The sequence below is a fragment of the Aeromonas sp. BIGb0445 genome (assembly GCF_024809075.1).
Lineage (GTDB): Bacteria > Pseudomonadota > Gammaproteobacteria > Enterobacterales > Aeromonadaceae > Aeromonas > Aeromonas rivuli.
The window spans coordinates 26,916-42,472 of the sequence record NZ_JANUES010000012.1; the positions used below are offsets into that span (position 1 = coordinate 26,916).

Below are 15,557 nucleotides of genomic sequence, written 5' to 3' on the forward strand. Positions count from 1 at the left end.
AAAGGGGCGTGAGCGTAACTGGCCCGATTATACGAAAATCCCCCGGGGGGTTTGTGTCAAACTGTGGCAAATGGGCGGGGTGGCACAGTCTGCTACAAAAAAGCCCCTTGCTGGCAAAGTTCAGACACGGACTGGGTGTTTACTTGAGGTCAAGGCAACACGCCGACTCTGCATTCATCCCTTGAGGAGCAACACCATGAAGAAACTGACCAAGACACTGCTGACCGCCACCCTGATCCTGGGCCTGCCGCTGGGTGCCTATGCCGCCAGCGAAGCCGTCACCACAGCCCAGCCCGGTGCCATGAGCGAGTGCGCCATGAAGGATGGCAAGCATCACGGTGGCCGCCACGACAAGATGGAACGCATGCAGAAAATGACCCCGGAAGAGATCCAGGCTCATCTGCAAAAGCGTTATGACAAGATAGAGGATCCGGTCAAGCAGGCCGAGTTCATCAAGAAGCTGGGCGAGCGCGCCGAGGGCATGACCAAACATGCCGACGCCATGAAGGCGTTCGCCGACGCACACAAGTAAGACCCATCAAGACACAAAAAAGGGGCCTCTGGCCCCTTTTCTTATCCGCACTCTTCTTGCCCGTCTTCATGCAGTCAGCCATTCAGCCATACAAAAAGGGGCTCATCAGCCCCTTTCTCTCTGCACTCTCCCGTCGGGCTACGCCTTGGGCTTGTCCGCCACCCGCAGGCTCTTGACCGTCTCGCCTTCGAAGCGGATGACCACGTTTTTATTGTCGAGGTTGGCATCCGGCAGCAGTGTCTTGGTGGTCTGGGCCAGGGTCGGTGAACTCTCGTTCAGGGTCGACAGGTCGTAGTTCCACAGCTCCAGTTTATCCTCGGTGCCCGTGCTGGTCGGCGCACCAAACTTCTCCTTGATGCTCTCTTTGGTCGAGACACCGGACTTGATGCCAAGCGCCGTCTGCACGGCATCATTGGTATAGCTATCCGCGGCGCCGAGAGCCATCTCCTTGGTACTGTCGGAGACGGCGCCCGTGACGGCATCGAGCAGGCCAGCCTGTGCAAACAGCGGCAGTGAGGTCAGGGCAATCAACAGGATTTTTTTCATGGCAAGGTTCCAATGAATAGCAGGGAGGGGCTATGAGAACAGTTCGCAATCCTGTTCGTCAAGGTGCCAGGCCAGGGAAAGAGTCATCAAGAACACGGCCAAGCGCCCGCCCCATGGGAAAAGCGCCCTGATACCGTCATCGCCCTGGGGCGGGATGGGCCAGAAAGTGTCGTGATTCAGGGTGCCGGGCAGTGGGCCGCCTGATTGCGGCCCGCCCGCTTGGCGCGATAGAGCCACTCATCGGCGCGGGCTAGCACGGCCCCCGCCTCTTCCCCCGGTTGTATCTCGGTGGTGCCCATGCTGACGGTGATGTGCAACTCGGGCGCCTTGTCATCCAGCACCATGGCCGCGACGGCGCCACGAATGCGCTCGGCCAATTGCCTGAGTCCCTCCCCCTGCAACTGGGGGAGCAGGAGCAAGAACTCTTCGCCACCGCTGCGCACGAAGAGATCCCCCCGGCGCAGCTGGGCCGCAACGCAGGCACAGAACGCTTGCAGCACACCATCCCCCTGCTGATGGCCATAGCGATCGTTGATCTGCTTGAAGTGATCGATATCCAGCATGATGAGGCCCGCCGTTACGTGGCCCGCCACCAAGCCGGGGAAGTGTTCGAAGAAATAGCGACGATTGTGCAAGCCGGTGAGCTGGTCCGTCTCGCTCAGCACTTGCAGGCGACGCTGCAGGTCATGCTGGCGGGTGATATTGCGCGTCATCCAGGAGACGGCGCGCTTGCCCTCGTAGCGCGAGGGCAGTGGCGCTATCTTGCCCTCGAAGCGCTGCATCCCCTGAGGGCCCGCCTCGCTATCGATATCCTTTACCTCGGCGGCGGCCAGCTCGTACTCCACAACCTGCACCTGATTGCTATCGAGGGTGAGGGCAATCTGCGCCATGATCCACGCCGCCTTGTCCGCTGGCAGCATGTCCTGCAAGCGCTTGCCGACCAAGGGGTTGCCATCCTGATAAGATTGCTGCTCTATGCCGCCCAGGTATTCGATGTAGTAACCATCCTCGCTGAGCACGAACAGGGGATCCGGTAGTTGAGCCATCACTTCATAGAGTTGTTCAACCGTCAGCGCCATATGCGGTGTCCTGTCTCTAGATGGTAAGGGGCGCCAGCCAGGCGCCCTTCTGTTATCTCACGGCCCGGGGAGTCGCACCAGCCTCAGGGCTTGCTGGCGGCCACCAGCAGCAACATCGGGCGTTCGGCCTCTTCGCTCAGGGCCGGGTTGGCGGCGATCTGGGCGACGCTCGGCCCCCAATCTTCCACATGGACGAGCCGGAAACCATTTTCGATCAGAGGGTTGAGATAACCGCCCAGGGTACGGTGATACTTGATGACCCCCTCCGCCAACCAGTTGCTCAGCCGTGGCCCTTCGGCTTGATAACTGTTGATGGGCCAGGAGCGCTGGCCGCCCTCATCGTGCAACCAGCCCTGCTGGCGTGGGCAGGTGAAGATGGGATGCTCCACCGAGAACACCAGGCGGCCGCCGGGTCTCAGCGCCGCGAACAATTGACCAAACAGGGGGCCAACCTCGGCCAGATAGTGCAGCGCCAGCGAGCTGTAGATGAGGTCATATTGCGCGCCGTCCAGCGCCAGGGCCGCCAGATCTTCCCGCCGGTAATGAATGGCCGGGTCCCGGGTCAGCTCCGCCGCCCGGGCCAGCATCCTGCTGGAGAGATCGATGCCCACCACTTCGCTCGCCCCCTGCTCCCGGGCGCTGCGGCAAAACCAGCCATAGCCGCAGCCGAGATCCAGCACTCGCTTGCCTGCCAAGGCTGGCAACATGGCCTGCAGCGAAGACCACTCAGGAGCCCCCGCCAAGCCTTGAATTGAGCGGGGCAACTGGGCATAGCCTTCGAAAAAACCCTGATTATCATAGATATTTTGTGACATTTTTCACTCCTGGCACCTGAGGCCATCCTAGCAAACAAGATTCATATGATCACGAAGACCCGGCTGACAACTTGACGATCCACGGTCAGACAATAACGCCCCAGGGGGCCGCCTGGCCTCGGCGACCGGCATCCAGCGCAGGCAACGGCAATGAAAGGGGCCACGGACAGTATCAGCGCCGGCTTGGCGCCCACTACAGTGCCGGTCTGGAGAGGGTCACGAGAGCTTCTTCTGCCAGAACATGGCCCTGCCCAGCTCGGGATCGAGTGCGTAGCCGGCGAAGCCACTGGCCCGATAGGCAGCCTGGGCCACCCGGTTGCCCTCCAGTACCTCCAGGGTCACCTTGCCGCAACCCAGCTCGCGGGCGAGCCGCTCCGCCTCGGCCAGCAAGCGCTTGCCCAGGCCGCGGCCACGGTAGTCCGGGTGGACGGCCAGATCATGAATATTGAGCAAGGGACGGCAGGCAAAGGTGGAGAAACCCTCGAAGCAGGTCGCCACCCCGGCTGGCTGACCATCGACCCAGGCCAGCAGTACATGGGCCCCCTGACGCTTGGCCAGCGTCGCCGCCAATTGCGCCTTCACATCCGCAGGCAGTGCCGTGCCACCGCCCATCTCATCCCTGGCATAGGCATCGAGCAAGAGCACCAGCGCCTCCCCATGTTCCGCCCTGTTCAGATCCGCCCTGATCACCTCTTCCATCCCCGACTCCCTGATCCATGATGAGGCCACAACGACTGTGGCTTGCTGCCCTCGATGGTAAACCAGCCATCCATGGCAGACCAAGCCCTGCTATGCCCCCCGGGGAGCCGAGTCCGCGCCAGGGTAACAAAGGGTAACCGGCCATCGGCAGGGGTCACAGTTGTCGCAACCCAGGCTGGAGGAGCGTCAGTTGCGACTGCTATGCTGCGCCCCTGATCCAAAGCGCCAACGAGGTATCATGCGCATCTCCAGCATCGAGTGCGGGCGAGTCCTGGCCATCCTGGCCGTAATGACCATTCACCTCTCCCCCTTCAGCAATCCGTTCGATCCCACCCTCTGGGACGGCACCCCCTACCTCTGGCTCGGGGCCATCATCAACCAGCTCTGCCGCTTCGCGGTGCCGCTCTTCTTCCTCTGCGCTGGCTACTTCCTGCAACCCGCCCTGGCTGCAGACAAGCCTATGGCGGTGGCGCTGCGCTACTGCCGCCCCCTGCTGGGGCTCTGGCTGGTGTGGAGCCTTGTCTATCTGCTGGTGCCCTTCAACCCGGTCGCGGCCATGACGGAAGGCTATCTGCCCGCCATGGCGGGCCAGTGGCAGATGCAGCTGGGGGATCCCCTCAACGCCTGGTGGGTGGGGGGCATGATCCACCTCTGGTTCCTGCCCGCCCTGATGCTGGCCGTTCTGCTGCTGGCCCTCTGCTGGCGGGTCAAGCTGCCCCGGCTGGCCCTGGTGGCGGGCGCCCTGCTCTACGGGCTTGCCCTGATCGGCGGCTCCTATGGCCCGCTGCTGTCGGGGGGCGAGTGGGCCCTGCTGACCCGCAACGGCCCCTTTTTCTCGCTGCTGTTCGTGGCCCTTGGTGCCGAGCTGCGCCTGCGTGGCTGGCAACCCGATGCCAGGCGCTGCGCCCTGCTGATGGTGGCGGGGATGGGTCTCTATGCCCTGGAGGCCATGGGCCTGCTGCGTTTCGCCGCCGTGCCCCTCAACCGCCATGACTTCCTGCTGGGCTCCCTGCCCTGGGCGCTCGGCCTGTTCGGCCTGCTGCTGGCCAACCCAAGCTTGGGCAAGGGCAGCTGGCTGGAACGCCAGGCCCCCAAGGTGCTGGGTCTTTACTGCTTGCATATGATGCTGGTGGTCTGGCTGATGGTGTTCGGCCCCCAGGGCAAGCTGCTGTGGTGGGAGCTGGTGAAGGTGCCGGTGCTGCTGGTGCTCTCCCTGCTCGCCTACCGACTGCTGGCGGCGAACCGGGTCAGTGGCTGGCTACTCAACCCTCGCTGATGACCCAGATTTGCTCATTGCAAAGGGGGCCACGCTGGCCCCCTTCTGGTCTCTGATATCTATACCGCCATGGGCGGCGGCGCGTCAGAAGCGCAGCGTCAGCCCGATATTGGCCTGCCACTGGGTGATCAGATCCCCCCGTACCCGGAAGGCACAGACCTCGGGATTGCAGAGGAACTGGCTGTCGTCATTGACCAGGGAGCCGTAGCCGCGCACCTCGGCCCGCAGCGCCAGTCGCTGGGTCAGACGGGGTTGCACCCCCAACGCCAACGACATAGAGGGCGCCACCTCGCTCTCATAGGCATCGAAGCGGGTCACCCCGATGCCGGCACCTAGATAGGGGGCCATGACGTTGTCGAAGAGGGTGAGGGCCCCGGCGAAGTGCAGGGTGTCCACCGTCAGCCTGTCCGGCTGCTCCGGGGCGATGGGGGTGGATTGATGGCTGTAGAGCAGCTCTATCATGCCGGGGTCGTTGACCTCCTTGCTGATGAACAGGCCCCAGTTGCCCGAGCTCTCCCCCTGCAGGGAGTCAACGGCGGTCGAGACCGGCATGGGGGCCAGCTCATCCATCTTCTCGAAGTCGATCGATGAGCTGTAACCGAGAAAAGGGGTCAGCTGCCAGCCCAGATCGGCGGCCGACTCCTCTCCCCAGCTCTGACCCAGCGGCAGCAACATTCCCACCACCATCACTCCTGCTCTCGTCATGACCATTCCCTGATGTGCATTGGTTGTGCCAGAGCATATCAGAGCCCGCGTCACCCACTCCTAAACAGAGGCTGTATAACGCCATTTTGGCTTGCCGGGCTGACGCGGCCCCCGCCGCATCCCCCAACATGTGCGCCACACCACACTGTCTATCTGGCATGGATCTGTGCCACACAAGCTGGCGACGCTGCACCACCCTGTGGCAACGGGATGGCCCTTCGTCGCGATGGCGGTGATGGCCGCGCCCCCTCGCGGAGTGCAAGACTGGCAAGGCAATCCCCTCTTGCTTGCCCCGCTGCCATGGCCAGTGGACTCGACACCTTGCTCAGAAATTAATCCAACAGACTGATCCTTCTATAAAATTCCATTTCTGTCTAAGCCAGCCTCGAGCGCGCTGGTACCATACGCAGCCCTGCCGGATCCGGGCTCCCCCGTCCGCAGTGACTCAACTCTGCCGCTGGAGGCCCCATGAATCTACCCCTCATCATCAATGTGTTGCTGTTCGCCGCCCTGCTGACGGCCCTGGCCAGACTCAGCAAGCCGAGCTGGAGCCTGTCTCGCAAGGTACTGACCGGCCTGTCGATGGGGGTGCTGTTCGGTTTCGCCCTGCAACTTTGCTATGGCACCGGTCACCCCGTCATCGCCGCCTCCATCGAGTGGTTCAATCTGGTCGGCAACGGCTACGTGCAACTGTTGCAGATGATTGTCATGCCTCTGGTGTTCGCCTCCATACTGAGCGCCGTGGCCAAGCTGCACAACGCCAGCTCCCTGGGGCGCATCAGCCTGCTCACCATAGGCACCCTGCTGTTCACCACCCTGATTGCCGCCCTGATCGGCGTGCTGGTCACCCAGCTGTTCGGCCTGACCGCCGAGGGCCTGGTGCAGGGCGTCAAAGAGAGTGCGCGACTCGATGTGATTGAGACCAGCTACCTTGCCAAAGTGAGCGAGCTGGGTGTGCCGCAGCTGCTGCTCTCCTTTATTCCCAAGAACCCCTTCGCCGATCTGACCGGGGCCAACCCCACCTCCATCATCAGCGTGGTGATCTTCGCCGCCCTGCTGGGTGTGGCCGCCCTGCAGCTGAAGAAGGAGGATGCCAGCAAGGGGGACAAGGTGCTCGCCGCCATCGATACCCTGCAAGCCTGGGTGATGAAGCTGGTCCGCCTCATCATGACTCTCACCCCCTACGGCGTGATGGCGCTGATGACCAAGGTGGTCGCCAGCTCCAACCCTCAGGAGGTGATGACACTGGGCAGCTTCGTGCTTGCCTCCTACCTGGGGCTGGGACTGATGTTCCTGGTCCATGGCCTGCTGCTCGCCCTGGTTGGCGTCAATCCCCTCAGCTTCCTGCGCAAGGTCGCCCCCGTGCTGAGCTTCGCCTTCAGCAGCCGCTCCAGCGCCGCCACTATTCCCCTCAATGTGGAAGCCCAGACCCGTCGCCTCGGGGTGCCCGAGGCCATCGCCAGCTTCGCCGCCTCCTTTGGCGCCACCATAGGCCAGAACGGCTGCGCCGGTCTCTACCCGGCCATGCTGGCGGTCATGGTGGCCCCGACCGTGGGTATCGATCCCCTGGATCCGATCTGGATAGCCACCCTGGTCGGCATCGTCACCCTCAGCTCCGCTGGCGTGGCCGGTGTCGGCGGCGGCGCCACCTTCGCCGCCCTGATCGTGCTGCCCGCCATGGGGCTGCCGGTCACGCTAGTGGCACTGTTGATCTCGGTCGAACCCCTCATCGACATGGGCCGCACCGCCCTCAACGTCAATGGCGCCATGACGGCCGGCACCATCACCAGCCAGCTGCTCGGCCAGACCGACAAGGCGCTGCTGCACGATGAGCACAGCGCCGAGCCCGTGCAGGGTTAGCAGTATGATGAAGGTGCATGGTTGATATAACACTATGGTGAAGCGGCATGGTTGAACCCTGTCCGCAGCCGATAGCAAACAGGGAGCCTCGGCTCCCTGTTTGCTATCTGTGACTCGGATACCGCGAGAGATGACCCCGACTAACTGCCGGTGACACCGCTCGGCCCGTCCTCTTTGAGCCAGGTAACAGGCAGTGCCTCATGCGGGCTCTGCAGGGTGAGGCTGATCAGCTGACCATGTTCCGTGGCCAGCTCAAGGGGCCCGCTCAGGCCATCGACACCACAGCCATCCTCACTGAACTGGTAGCGGCCACTGGTTGCCCCCTGCCCCGCCTGCCAGGAGCCCGTGCTCTGACAGCGATCACTGGCCAGGGTCAGTCCGCCCCGCTCATTGAGGCTCAGTCGATAATGCTCCCCCCCTGATACGGCGCTGTACTCTCCCACCCAGGGCAGGGGATCCACGCTGGCGCCCTCCGCCAGGGGATAGAGGGTGAATTCCCCCTGGGGTGAGCGGCAATCGACACGCTCCTGCCCCGCCCGGCACTGGTACTCTCCCTGAGCGAAGCTGAGTTCGGCGCTCTCCTGTTCATCCGGGGCATAGCTTTGCTGGTTGTCCCGCTCATCCCAGCGGGTCAGCAACTGCCGGCCCTGACTGTCCTGGCTCAGCTCAAACAGAGTGGCACGCCCCGCCTCATCGAGAGTGCTGCCCTTGTATTGCGTCCAGGAGAGGGCGGGGGCCTGGCTCTCATTTTGCTGACAGCCAGCCAACAGCAGGATAAACGGCATGCAGAACAGTAACTTGTTCATGGGTTCACTCCTGAGCCAGACCGAACAGGCGCTGCCGGGTCAACTGCACCTTGGCGCTGGAGGCCTGAATGATGCCATCGAAGGTACTGATGGTGATGTAACCCTGCTTCACCGCCACCCCTTCCGACTGTTCATCCTGATCCTGATTATCCCCTGGGGCTATGGTCACCGCCTGTTTGCCCTTGAGCCCTTGCTTGACCAGGGGACGCACCACGGCCGCCGGTTGACCCGTGGCCTCGGCCGCCTTCTGCGTCAACACCTCCACCACTTGCGGATTCTGATCCAGATCGCTGGCAAAGGCCCAGGTCATGCCGCCGCCGTTCCAGCCGATGTCGGTGAACTTGTAGCCGAGGTTGCTATCTATCTCCTCGGGCAGATTGATATTGAGCCCCATATAAGGTGGCAGCAGCGGCTGGCCCGCCGGACGGGTCGCCTCAAGCTGGCGCACTATGTCGACCACCACGGCGGCTATCTTGTGACCCTGACTGGCGTCCGTGCCCGAGTTCTGATGGGCACTGACCGCGATGGCCGGCACCTCCTGAGTCAGGGCCAGAATGGCCGCCCCGATAGTGCCCGAGTTCTCGTTCATGGCCCCCAGGTTGTTGCCAACGTTGGGGCCGGAGATGAGCAAGTCCGGCTTCTTCTGCCACTGGGCCTGGGCCGCGACCTGTATGCCGTAGAGCGCCGCCATGACGGGGGTGCCTTCCGAGTAGTCGGCAAAGGATTTGCTGCTGTCCGTCTCCCCCACGCAGTAGATATTCTCTGCCGCCTTGCTCTCATCGACCGGCACCGGTTTGAAGATATTGACCGCCCCGCCCTTGCCGCTCTGCTCGGTACAGGGGGCCGAGATGATCACCTGATGACCGGCCGCCACAAGATCTTGCTGCAGGGTCTGGATGTTGTTGGTCTGCCAGCCATCATCATTGCTGATCACTATGTTGAGGGCCTGGGCCGACTGGGAGAATAGCAAGGCCTGAGCCAGGCTCACGCAGAGAATAAATGGCTTCTTGTTCATGATGTTATCCTTGAAAGCGAGGTCGCCATCCTGACGTTGCCAGATGACAGAAACATGAAATAAGCCACCAACGACATCCTCCAATGGAACCCTTTTCCCTATTTTAATTATTCAGCGAGTGACACTCTCCTTGGCCCAGCGCGGCTCCGACGCCCTATTCATCGGCGATTCACCCTGCCCCCGTATGCTGTGGCGCGCCCGGGCCCCGACAATGCGGCCCCATACTTTTTTCAAGGACACAAACATGGTTGCCATCGAGCTCAAGGATCCTGACGTCCTGCTTTCCCAGACCCTGCGCAGCACAGCCCAGGCCATGGGTGAGGGTCAGATCAGCCTGCGGGAGCTGCTCGGTCTGGTGGGGGAACAGGGCATGCTGCTGTTCTGCCTGCTGCTGACGGTGCCCTTCCTGCTGCCAGTCAGCATTCCCGGTATCAGCAGCGTGTTCGGCCTGCTGATCCTCTTTATCGGTATCGGCATCACCCTCAACCGGGTGCCCTGGCTACCCGCCAGACTGATGGCACGCAGCTTTGCCACCCAGCAGCTCAAAACAACCCTGCACAAGGGCGCCGATCTGCTGGCCCGGCTCGACAAGTTCGTGCGCCCCCGCCTGCTGGTGCTGACCGCCAGCAGCAGTATCAACAGGGGCAACGGCCTGATGATCATGCTGGCCGCCGTCTTGCTGATGATGCCCTTTGGCGCCATCCCCCTCACCAATACCCTGCCTGCCTGGGCCATCTTGCTGCTCTGTACCGGCATGTTGCAGCGTGACGGTCTGTTCGTCGCCCTTGGCTACACCCTGGTCGCGGCCACCCTGATCTGGTTTGCCGTACTGGCCACCGGCGTCTTGATGGCAGGACAAGGGATCTCCGGCTTGCTCGGCTAGGCACAGCCGCCCCGGCGGCGTCATGAAACCACCCTTCGCGGCCCTGCCCCTGGCACTCTGGCCGCGTTTTTATGGTCTGCGATCACTAGGCATGGGAGAGGCAATACCCGCCGTGACTGCCCCCGGGAGGAAGTCATTGGGCCATGGGAAGAGCGGCAACATAGAGAGGGGGAGTAGCGGCGGGGCCCGATGAGGCCATCAGAATATGGCGGGCAGCAGACACTGCCCCTATGAGGAAGTCATTGGGTCATGGGAAGAGCGGCAACATAGAGAGGAGGGCTAGCGGCGGGGCCCGATGAGGTCATCAGAATATGATGGGCAACAGACACTGCCCCCAGGAGGAAGTCATTGGATCATGGGAAGAGCGGCAACATAGAGAGGGGGAGTAGCGGCGAGGCCCGATGAGGTCATCAGAATAGGGCGGGCAGCAGACACTGCCCCGTCGATGACCACATAGGGTCAGATAACTCATGGTTCAGCGGTTGGCGGCGCGGCTCTCGTTCCAGAGCAGCTCGCCGCTGTGCAAGTCCATCAGGCTCATGGTGAGTCGATAGCGGCTCCCCTCGGAGACCAGATCCCCGTACAGCATATAACCGGCCCCGGTCTGACGGCCCAGCCGCACCAGGGAGGCCGGATTCATCCCTCCCTGCTGATACTCGAGCTGGCTGGTGATGGCGGAAACCTGACCGGGGTCGGCGAAGCTGAAACCGCCGTGGGACTGGATCCGCTGGATCATGGCCACCGCCATGGGCTGGGTGTTGAACGGCTCGCCCGTGCCGTTCTGGGGCGCCATCAGCAGCAACACAGGGCTGCCACCCTGGCTCAGCCCCTGCACCTCGGGGGCTTTCAAGAAGGCATCCGCCATGGCCAACGCCAGACCGGTCGGCGCCACGGGTTTGGGGGCAGGCTTGACCGCTTCGGGTTCGGGCACCGGCTTGTCCGGCTGACTCACCGGCTGGCTCGGCTCAGTGACCGGCGCCGGAGTGCCGCCATAGGGATTGACCGCACAACCGCCCAACAGCACAGCACTCAGCAGCAACAGGGGACGCATCTTCATCATCTCTTCTCCGTCAAAAATCCGTGTGACGGAGCCCGCGCCCCGCATCAGCTCATGCTAGAGAAAAAGTGGCTTCGGGTCGATGGGCCCATGGGCCGGGGACGACAAAGGCTGGCGAACCGGGGCGTACAAAAAGGTGGCACTGGGCCACAAGGTTCCGTTAGGGTGTTCAAAATCCACAACCCAGAGGAGCGCCCCATGCACGGCCCCGATCCCGCCAATCCCCACCCCATGACCGGCTTCCCCCAGGTGTGCTTTATCAAGAACACCATCAAGGGGCCCAATATCGAGGTGGGCGACTACAGCTACTACGACGACCCGGAAGACTCCGCCGGCTTTGAGCGCAACGTCCTCTACCACTTCCCCTTCATCGGCGACAAACTCATCATCGGCAAGTTCTGCGCCATCGCCCGCGGGGTCAAGTTCATCATGAACGGCGCCAACCACCAGAGCTCCGGCCTCTCCACCTATCCCTTCTTTATCTTCGGCAACGGCTGGGAGAGCGCCGCCCCCGCACCGGGCAGCCTCCCCTACAAAGGGGATACCGTGATCGGCAACGATGTCTGGATTGGCTATGAGGCCCTGCTCATGCCCGGCGTCAAGGTCGGCAACGGCGCCATCATCGCCGCCCGCTCCGTGGTCACCACTGACGTGCCCGCCTACGCCATCGTCGGCGGCAACCCCGCCAAGCTGATCCGCTACCGCTTCGACGATGACACTATCACCCGCCTGGGCGCCCTCGCCTGGTGGAACTGGCCGGTGGAGCAGATCAGCCGGAATTTGAAATTGATAGGCGGCGGAGAGATAGCCGCGCTGGAAGCTGCGGCCCGATAAACACCACCAAGCAGGAAGTGCCGTAGGGTGCAATGAACGAAGTGAATTGCACCTCAATACACCCAACCACAGGTACCGAAAATGGTGCAATGCGCTCCGCTTATTGCACCCTACGTTGATACCGCTTATGTATTGTCGCGTGGTATTTCATATTCTGGCGTGGCGGTATCTCCCCATGATAAGGGATACCTGCCCTGCTGAACCCAGCGATGGAAGGTGGAATAGGGCCAGTCTTTCGGGGCTGTTACCAATCCATGTTTGACGGGATTGATATGTATGTAATCGAGGTGATGATTGAAATCTTCCGGATCGCGGATCAAATGCTCCCAATAACGTCGCTGCCAAATACCCCGCTCACCACGATTCCAGCGTGATTCAGAACGCCCCTCTGTGTTGGGGATGGCTCTTGAAAACTTGCCCTTTATTTGGCGCCAGCGCAGGGGAAAATTTGTATCCCCTTGCGGCAATTCCAACAAGGCGTGTAAATGCTCGGGCAAGACCACCCAGCCATGGATCCGGAATGGCTGGCTCTCTTGCACCTCCCTGACAACCTTCCTCAACAGATCAATCCGTTCGACCAGTAGATGGTTGTTCTGACGTTCAGCCAGCACGACCGTAAAAAACCAGGTTCCCCCCGGTTGCCATGCCCGTTTGTAATTCGCCATGCCTTGCCCAATCCACAATCAACCATGTTGTTAAATGTGGTTCAAACGAAGCAAAACATGGGGTGCAATGAACAACGTGAATTGCGCCGTTAGCCGTAGCAAGGCCCTTCATTAGCGGTGCAATGCGCTCCGCTTATTGCACCCTACGATTCTCCCGAGGTTATGGCGGGCATGGTTTTGGTTCCCCCTCTAATTTGCTGAGGCGAGTCCGCTTGTCCAGGCCGCGAGACAGGATGTCGAGCGAGCGGCGCCGGGCCATGGGGAAAATCGGGAAAGGGCGAGCGCAGCTCGACCCGATTTGGCGCGAGAACAGGGATGTTCGAAGCGGGCTTTGGCCGAAGCCATGGATGGCGAAGGCCAAAGGCCCGTCGGCGCATGCCGTCGGACAAGCGGGTGAGCCGAAGGCACCCGACGTAAGTCGGGCGAATAAGCGGGGGAGAAGACCTTTGGTGCATTTTTTGAAGAGAGCGGGTCTTTCCAAAGTCACTCGCCCCGGCCCGAAGGGCGGGCGAAACCCCTTCGAGGCCAGCGGCCTCGCGTCCCGCACGGCGAAGCCGTGCCATCAGACTAACCGCAGCAGCGGAGTTCGGCCCAACTCCCCAAACATCACGGAACGGACGATTACGCCTACCGGCTAATCGACCCTACATCAGACTTGCCACAGGCACGAAGTCTGGCCGAACTCACCGGGGGCCACCGGTAAAGGGGGGGCCTGGCCGCCCCTATCGGCCCAGGAAGGGTTCCCAGTCCTTAAACACCGGCTGCAACCCTGCCTGGCGCACGGCGGCGGCCACCTCCCCTAAGGATCTGTCGTCGTGGATGGCGAACTGCTCCAGCTCTTCTTTATCCCCTTCTGCATAACCCCCCGGCTGGGTGCGGGATTCCGCCGACATCTGGGTGATGCCAAGGCGCAGGGCGCCGTTGCGAAACGCAGGCGACTCCCGGGTGGAGAGGGACAGATCCAGGGTCGGCGAAAGCAGCCGCCAGGCGCAGATGAGCTGCACCAGCTGGCGATCCGTCATGGTCACCTCGGGCTGCAAACCGCCGGTGCAGGGCCGCAGCCGCGGGAACGACAAGGAATAGCGGCTCTGCCAGTGGTGGCGCTCCAGCCAGCTCAGGTGCTCGGCCACGAAATAGCTGTCGGCGCGCCAGTCCGGTGACAGGCCGATCAGGGCGCCGAGGCCAATCTTGTCGATGCCGGCGCGGCCCAGCCTGTCCGGGGTGGCGAGGCGCCACTCGATATCCTGCTTGTTGCCGCGCAGGTGGTGGCGGGCGTAGGCCGGGGCATGGTAGGTCTCCTGATAGACCATGACCGCATCGAGGCCCAAGGTCTTGAGCTCGGCATACTCGGCCTGCGACAGGGGCTGCACCTCCATCGCCAGGGTGCTGAAGTGGCGGCGGATCTGTGGCAGGTGCTGGCGAAAATAGGCCATGCCCACCTTGGTCTCGTGCTCGCCGGTCACCAGCAGCACGCTGTCGAAGCCGCGCGCCTTGAGGGCCAGACACTCGCGCTCGATTTCCTCGGCATTCAGGGTCTTGCGCTTCAAGCGGTTGCTCATGGAGAAGCCACAGTAGGAGCAGTCGTTGGCGCAGAGGTTCGACAGATAGAGCGGCACGTAGAAGCCGACCGTGTTGCCGAAACGCTGGCGGGTGAGGCGCTCCGCCAGCTCCGCCATCTGCGGCAGGAAGGGCTCGGCGGCCGGGGAGATCAGCGCCATGAAGTCATCCAGGCCGCGCCGTGGGTTGGCCAGCGCCAGCTCCACGTCCCGCGCCGTCTTGGCGCGGATACTCATGCCCACATGGTCCCACTCCAGCTCGCGCCAGCGGTCGAGAAAGGAGGGTTCTGCTTCATGCGCCCTCACCCCCGACGCCCTCACCCCCAGCCCCTCTCCCAGAGGGAGAGGGGGGCACAGTGCGGCAGAATCGGGGGACGCGTCAGCCGGTTCCCTCACCCCCGGCCCCTCTCCCAATGGGAGAGGGGAGCATGCAGACACCACATCTTGCCCCATGCTCTGGCTCATAACGCCCCCAGAAAATCGGTCAGGGGGCTGGAGGCCTGGGCCTGGCTGCCGCGCGCCCCGAGGCCCGCCTCATAGGCGCTGCGACCGGCCTCGCAGGCCAGCGCGAAGGCGCGGCCCATGGCGACCGGATCCCCGCTAACGGCGATGGCCGTGTTCACCAGCACGGCATCGGCGCCGAGCTCGAAGGCCGCCGCCGCGTGGCTCGGCGCCCCTATCCCCGCGTCCACCACCACGGGCACCCTGGCCTGCTCGACGATGATGGAGAGGAACTCCCGGGTCACCAGCCCCTGATTGGAACCGATGGGGGCGCCGAGCGGCATGACGGCGGCGCAGCCCACCTCTTCCAGTCGCTTGCAGAGCACGGGATCGGCGCCGCAATAGGGCAGCACCACGAAGCCCTCTTTCACCAGCTGTTCGGCGGCCTTGAGGGTCTCTATGGGATCGGGCAGCAGGTACTTGGGATCGGGGTGGATCTCGAGCTTGAGCCAGTTCGTCCCCAGCGCCTCCCGGGCCAGGTGGGCGGCAAACACCGCCTCGGCAGCTGTCTTGGCGCCGGAGGTGTTGGGCAGCAGCTTGACCCCGAGGGCCAGCAGCGGAGTGAGGATGTCGTCATGGCGCTTGCCCGGCTCCAGGCGCTTGATGGCCATAGTCACCAGTTGGGAGCCGCTCGCCGCGATGGCGGCCGCCATCAGCTCGGGGTGGGCAAACTTGCCGGTGCCGGTAAAGAGGCGCGATGAGAAGGTGTGATTGGCAATGGTCAGCAT

Annotated in this window: 16 protein-coding genes; 5 read left to right on the forward strand and 11 right to left on the reverse strand. The window is 62.8% G+C overall.

What is annotated here, in order from left to right:
* The first annotated feature begins 196 nt into the window (after nucleotides 1-196).
* Nucleotides 197-532 (forward strand): hypothetical protein, encoded by a 336-nt coding sequence (locus tag M2367_RS17395; protein ID WP_042042035.1) that lies wholly within the window; start codon nucleotides 197-199, stop codon nucleotides 530-532.
* A gap of 138 nt (nucleotides 533-670) precedes the next feature.
* Here the strand turns inward: M2367_RS17395 and M2367_RS17400 are convergent, their stop codons facing one another.
* The 4 genes from M2367_RS17400 to M2367_RS17415 form a co-directional block, all read right to left on the reverse strand.
* Nucleotides 671-1,078, reverse strand: coding sequence for a hypothetical protein (locus M2367_RS17400; protein WP_042042036.1), 408 nt, complete (start codon nucleotides 1,076-1,078; stop codon nucleotides 671-673).
* 176 nt (nucleotides 1,079-1,254) lie between these two features.
* Nucleotides 1,255-2,157 (reverse strand): sensor domain-containing diguanylate cyclase, encoded by a 903-nt coding sequence (locus M2367_RS17405; RefSeq protein ID WP_259237406.1) that lies wholly within the window; start codon nucleotides 2,155-2,157, stop codon nucleotides 1,255-1,257.
* A gap of 83 nt (nucleotides 2,158-2,240) precedes the next feature.
* Nucleotides 2,241-2,972: a bifunctional 2-polyprenyl-6-hydroxyphenol methylase/3-demethylubiquinol 3-O-methyltransferase UbiG gene (locus tag M2367_RS17410; protein WP_259237408.1), complete on the reverse strand. Its 732-nt coding sequence runs from the start codon at nucleotides 2,970-2,972 to the stop codon at nucleotides 2,241-2,243.
* Between the two features lie 216 nt (nucleotides 2,973-3,188).
* Nucleotides 3,189-3,671 (reverse strand): GNAT family N-acetyltransferase, encoded by a 483-nt coding sequence (locus tag M2367_RS17415; RefSeq protein ID WP_259237410.1) that lies wholly within the window; start codon nucleotides 3,669-3,671, stop codon nucleotides 3,189-3,191.
* Between the two features lie 238 nt (nucleotides 3,672-3,909).
* On the opposite strand from M2367_RS17415, the gene M2367_RS17420 reads away from it, so the two are divergent.
* On the forward strand, nucleotides 3,910-4,947 hold the full coding sequence (locus M2367_RS17420; RefSeq protein ID WP_259237412.1) for an acyltransferase family protein: 1,038 nt from the start codon (nucleotides 3,910-3,912) through the stop codon (nucleotides 4,945-4,947).
* 84 nt (nucleotides 4,948-5,031) lie between these two features.
* On the opposite strand, the gene M2367_RS17425 is transcribed toward M2367_RS17420, so the two are convergent.
* Nucleotides 5,032-5,652 (reverse strand): porin family protein, encoded by a 621-nt coding sequence (locus tag M2367_RS17425; protein ID WP_259237414.1) that lies wholly within the window; start codon nucleotides 5,650-5,652, stop codon nucleotides 5,032-5,034.
* A gap of 468 nt (nucleotides 5,653-6,120) precedes the next feature.
* On the opposite strand from M2367_RS17425, the gene M2367_RS17430 reads away from it, so the two are divergent.
* Nucleotides 6,121-7,512, forward strand: a complete 1,392-nt coding sequence (locus tag M2367_RS17430) for an L-cystine transporter (RefSeq protein WP_042042042.1) — start codon at nucleotides 6,121-6,123, stop codon at nucleotides 7,510-7,512.
* Between the two features lie 140 nt (nucleotides 7,513-7,652).
* On the opposite strand, the gene M2367_RS17435 is transcribed toward M2367_RS17430, so the two are convergent.
* Both M2367_RS17435 and M2367_RS17440 read right to left on the reverse strand, forming a co-directional pair.
* Nucleotides 7,653-8,318 carry a hypothetical protein gene (locus tag M2367_RS17435; protein ID WP_259237416.1) on the reverse strand — a complete coding sequence of 222 codons (666 nt, stop codon included), beginning with the start codon at nucleotides 8,316-8,318 and terminating at the stop codon, nucleotides 7,653-7,655.
* A 4-nt stretch (nucleotides 8,319-8,322) separates the two neighbouring features.
* Nucleotides 8,323-9,333, reverse strand: coding sequence for a 5'/3'-nucleotidase SurE (locus tag M2367_RS17440; RefSeq protein WP_259237418.1), 1,011 nt, complete (start codon nucleotides 9,331-9,333; stop codon nucleotides 8,323-8,325).
* Between the two features lie 244 nt (nucleotides 9,334-9,577).
* Between M2367_RS17440 and M2367_RS17445 the strand changes: the two genes are divergently transcribed.
* Nucleotides 9,578-10,216: an exopolysaccharide biosynthesis protein gene (locus tag M2367_RS17445; protein WP_042042045.1), complete on the forward strand. Its 639-nt coding sequence runs from the start codon at nucleotides 9,578-9,580 to the stop codon at nucleotides 10,214-10,216.
* A gap of 475 nt (nucleotides 10,217-10,691) precedes the next feature.
* Here the strand turns inward: M2367_RS17445 and M2367_RS17450 are convergent, their stop codons facing one another.
* Entirely contained in the window at nucleotides 10,692-11,273 is a 582-nt protein-coding gene (locus M2367_RS17450) for a penicillin-binding protein activator LpoB (RefSeq protein WP_259237497.1), read from the reverse strand.
* A 198-nt stretch (nucleotides 11,274-11,471) separates the two neighbouring features.
* On the opposite strand from M2367_RS17450, the gene M2367_RS17455 reads away from it, so the two are divergent.
* Nucleotides 11,472-12,107, forward strand: a complete 636-nt coding sequence (locus M2367_RS17455) for a Vat family streptogramin A O-acetyltransferase (protein ID WP_259237421.1) — start codon at nucleotides 11,472-11,474, stop codon at nucleotides 12,105-12,107.
* A 125-nt stretch (nucleotides 12,108-12,232) separates the two neighbouring features.
* On the opposite strand, the gene M2367_RS17460 is transcribed toward M2367_RS17455, so the two are convergent.
* The 3 genes from M2367_RS17460 to M2367_RS17470 form a co-directional block, all read right to left on the reverse strand.
* Nucleotides 12,233-12,772 (reverse strand): REP-associated tyrosine transposase, encoded by a 540-nt coding sequence (locus M2367_RS17460; RefSeq protein WP_259237423.1) that lies wholly within the window; start codon nucleotides 12,770-12,772, stop codon nucleotides 12,233-12,235.
* Nucleotides 12,773-13,494: 722 nt separating this feature from the next.
* Nucleotides 13,495-14,793, reverse strand: a complete 1,299-nt coding sequence (gene thiH, locus M2367_RS17465) for a 2-iminoacetate synthase ThiH (RefSeq protein WP_259237425.1) — start codon at nucleotides 14,791-14,793, stop codon at nucleotides 13,495-13,497.
* Nucleotides 14,790-15,557, reverse strand: a complete 768-nt coding sequence (locus M2367_RS17470) for a thiazole synthase (RefSeq protein ID WP_111910738.1) — start codon at nucleotides 15,555-15,557, stop codon at nucleotides 14,790-14,792. The genes thiH and M2367_RS17470 overlap by 4 nt, the downstream gene beginning before the upstream one ends.

Excerpts from the sequence above, each read along its gene's own strand:
- M2367_RS17440 (WP_259237418.1), bottom strand. The coding sequence starts at position 9,333 with ATGAACAAGAAGCCATTTATTCTCTGCGTGAGCCTGGCTCAGGCCTTG.
- M2367_RS17470 (WP_111910738.1), bottom strand. The coding sequence starts at position 15,557 with ATGCTGACCATTGCCAATCACACCTTCTCATCGCGCCTCTTTACCGGC.
- M2367_RS17430 (WP_042042042.1), top strand. The coding sequence starts at position 6,121 with ATGAATCTACCCCTCATCATCAATGTGTTGCTGTTCGCCGCCCTGCTG.
- M2367_RS17455 (WP_259237421.1), top strand. The coding sequence starts at position 11,472 with ATGCACGGCCCCGATCCCGCCAATCCCCACCCCATGACCGGCTTCCCC.
- M2367_RS17425 (WP_259237414.1), bottom strand. The coding sequence starts at position 5,652 with ATGACGAGAGCAGGAGTGATGGTGGTGGGAATGTTGCTGCCGCTGGGT.
- M2367_RS17400 (WP_042042036.1), bottom strand. The coding sequence starts at position 1,078 with ATGAAAAAAATCCTGTTGATTGCCCTGACCTCACTGCCGCTGTTTGCA.
- M2367_RS17395 (WP_042042035.1), top strand. The coding sequence starts at position 197 with ATGAAGAAACTGACCAAGACACTGCTGACCGCCACCCTGATCCTGGGC.
- M2367_RS17445 (WP_042042045.1), top strand. The coding sequence starts at position 9,578 with ATGGTTGCCATCGAGCTCAAGGATCCTGACGTCCTGCTTTCCCAGACC.
- thiH (WP_259237425.1), bottom strand. The coding sequence starts at position 14,793 with ATGAGCCAGAGCATGGGGCAAGATGTGGTGTCTGCATGCTCCCCTCTC.
- M2367_RS17450 (WP_259237497.1), bottom strand. The coding sequence starts at position 11,273 with ATGAAGATGCGTCCCCTGTTGCTGCTGAGTGCTGTGCTGTTGGGCGGT.
- M2367_RS17415 (WP_259237410.1), bottom strand. The coding sequence starts at position 3,671 with ATGGAAGAGGTGATCAGGGCGGATCTGAACAGGGCGGAACATGGGGAG.
- M2367_RS17420 (WP_259237412.1), top strand. The coding sequence starts at position 3,910 with ATGCGCATCTCCAGCATCGAGTGCGGGCGAGTCCTGGCCATCCTGGCC.
- M2367_RS17405 (WP_259237406.1), bottom strand. The coding sequence starts at position 2,157 with ATGGCGCTGACGGTTGAACAACTCTATGAAGTGATGGCTCAACTACCG.
- M2367_RS17460 (WP_259237423.1), bottom strand. The coding sequence starts at position 12,772 with ATGGCGAATTACAAACGGGCATGGCAACCGGGGGGAACCTGGTTTTTT.
- M2367_RS17410 (WP_259237408.1), bottom strand. The coding sequence starts at position 2,972 with ATGTCACAAAATATCTATGATAATCAGGGTTTTTTCGAAGGCTATGCC.
- M2367_RS17435 (WP_259237416.1), bottom strand. The coding sequence starts at position 8,318 with ATGAACAAGTTACTGTTCTGCATGCCGTTTATCCTGCTGTTGGCTGGC.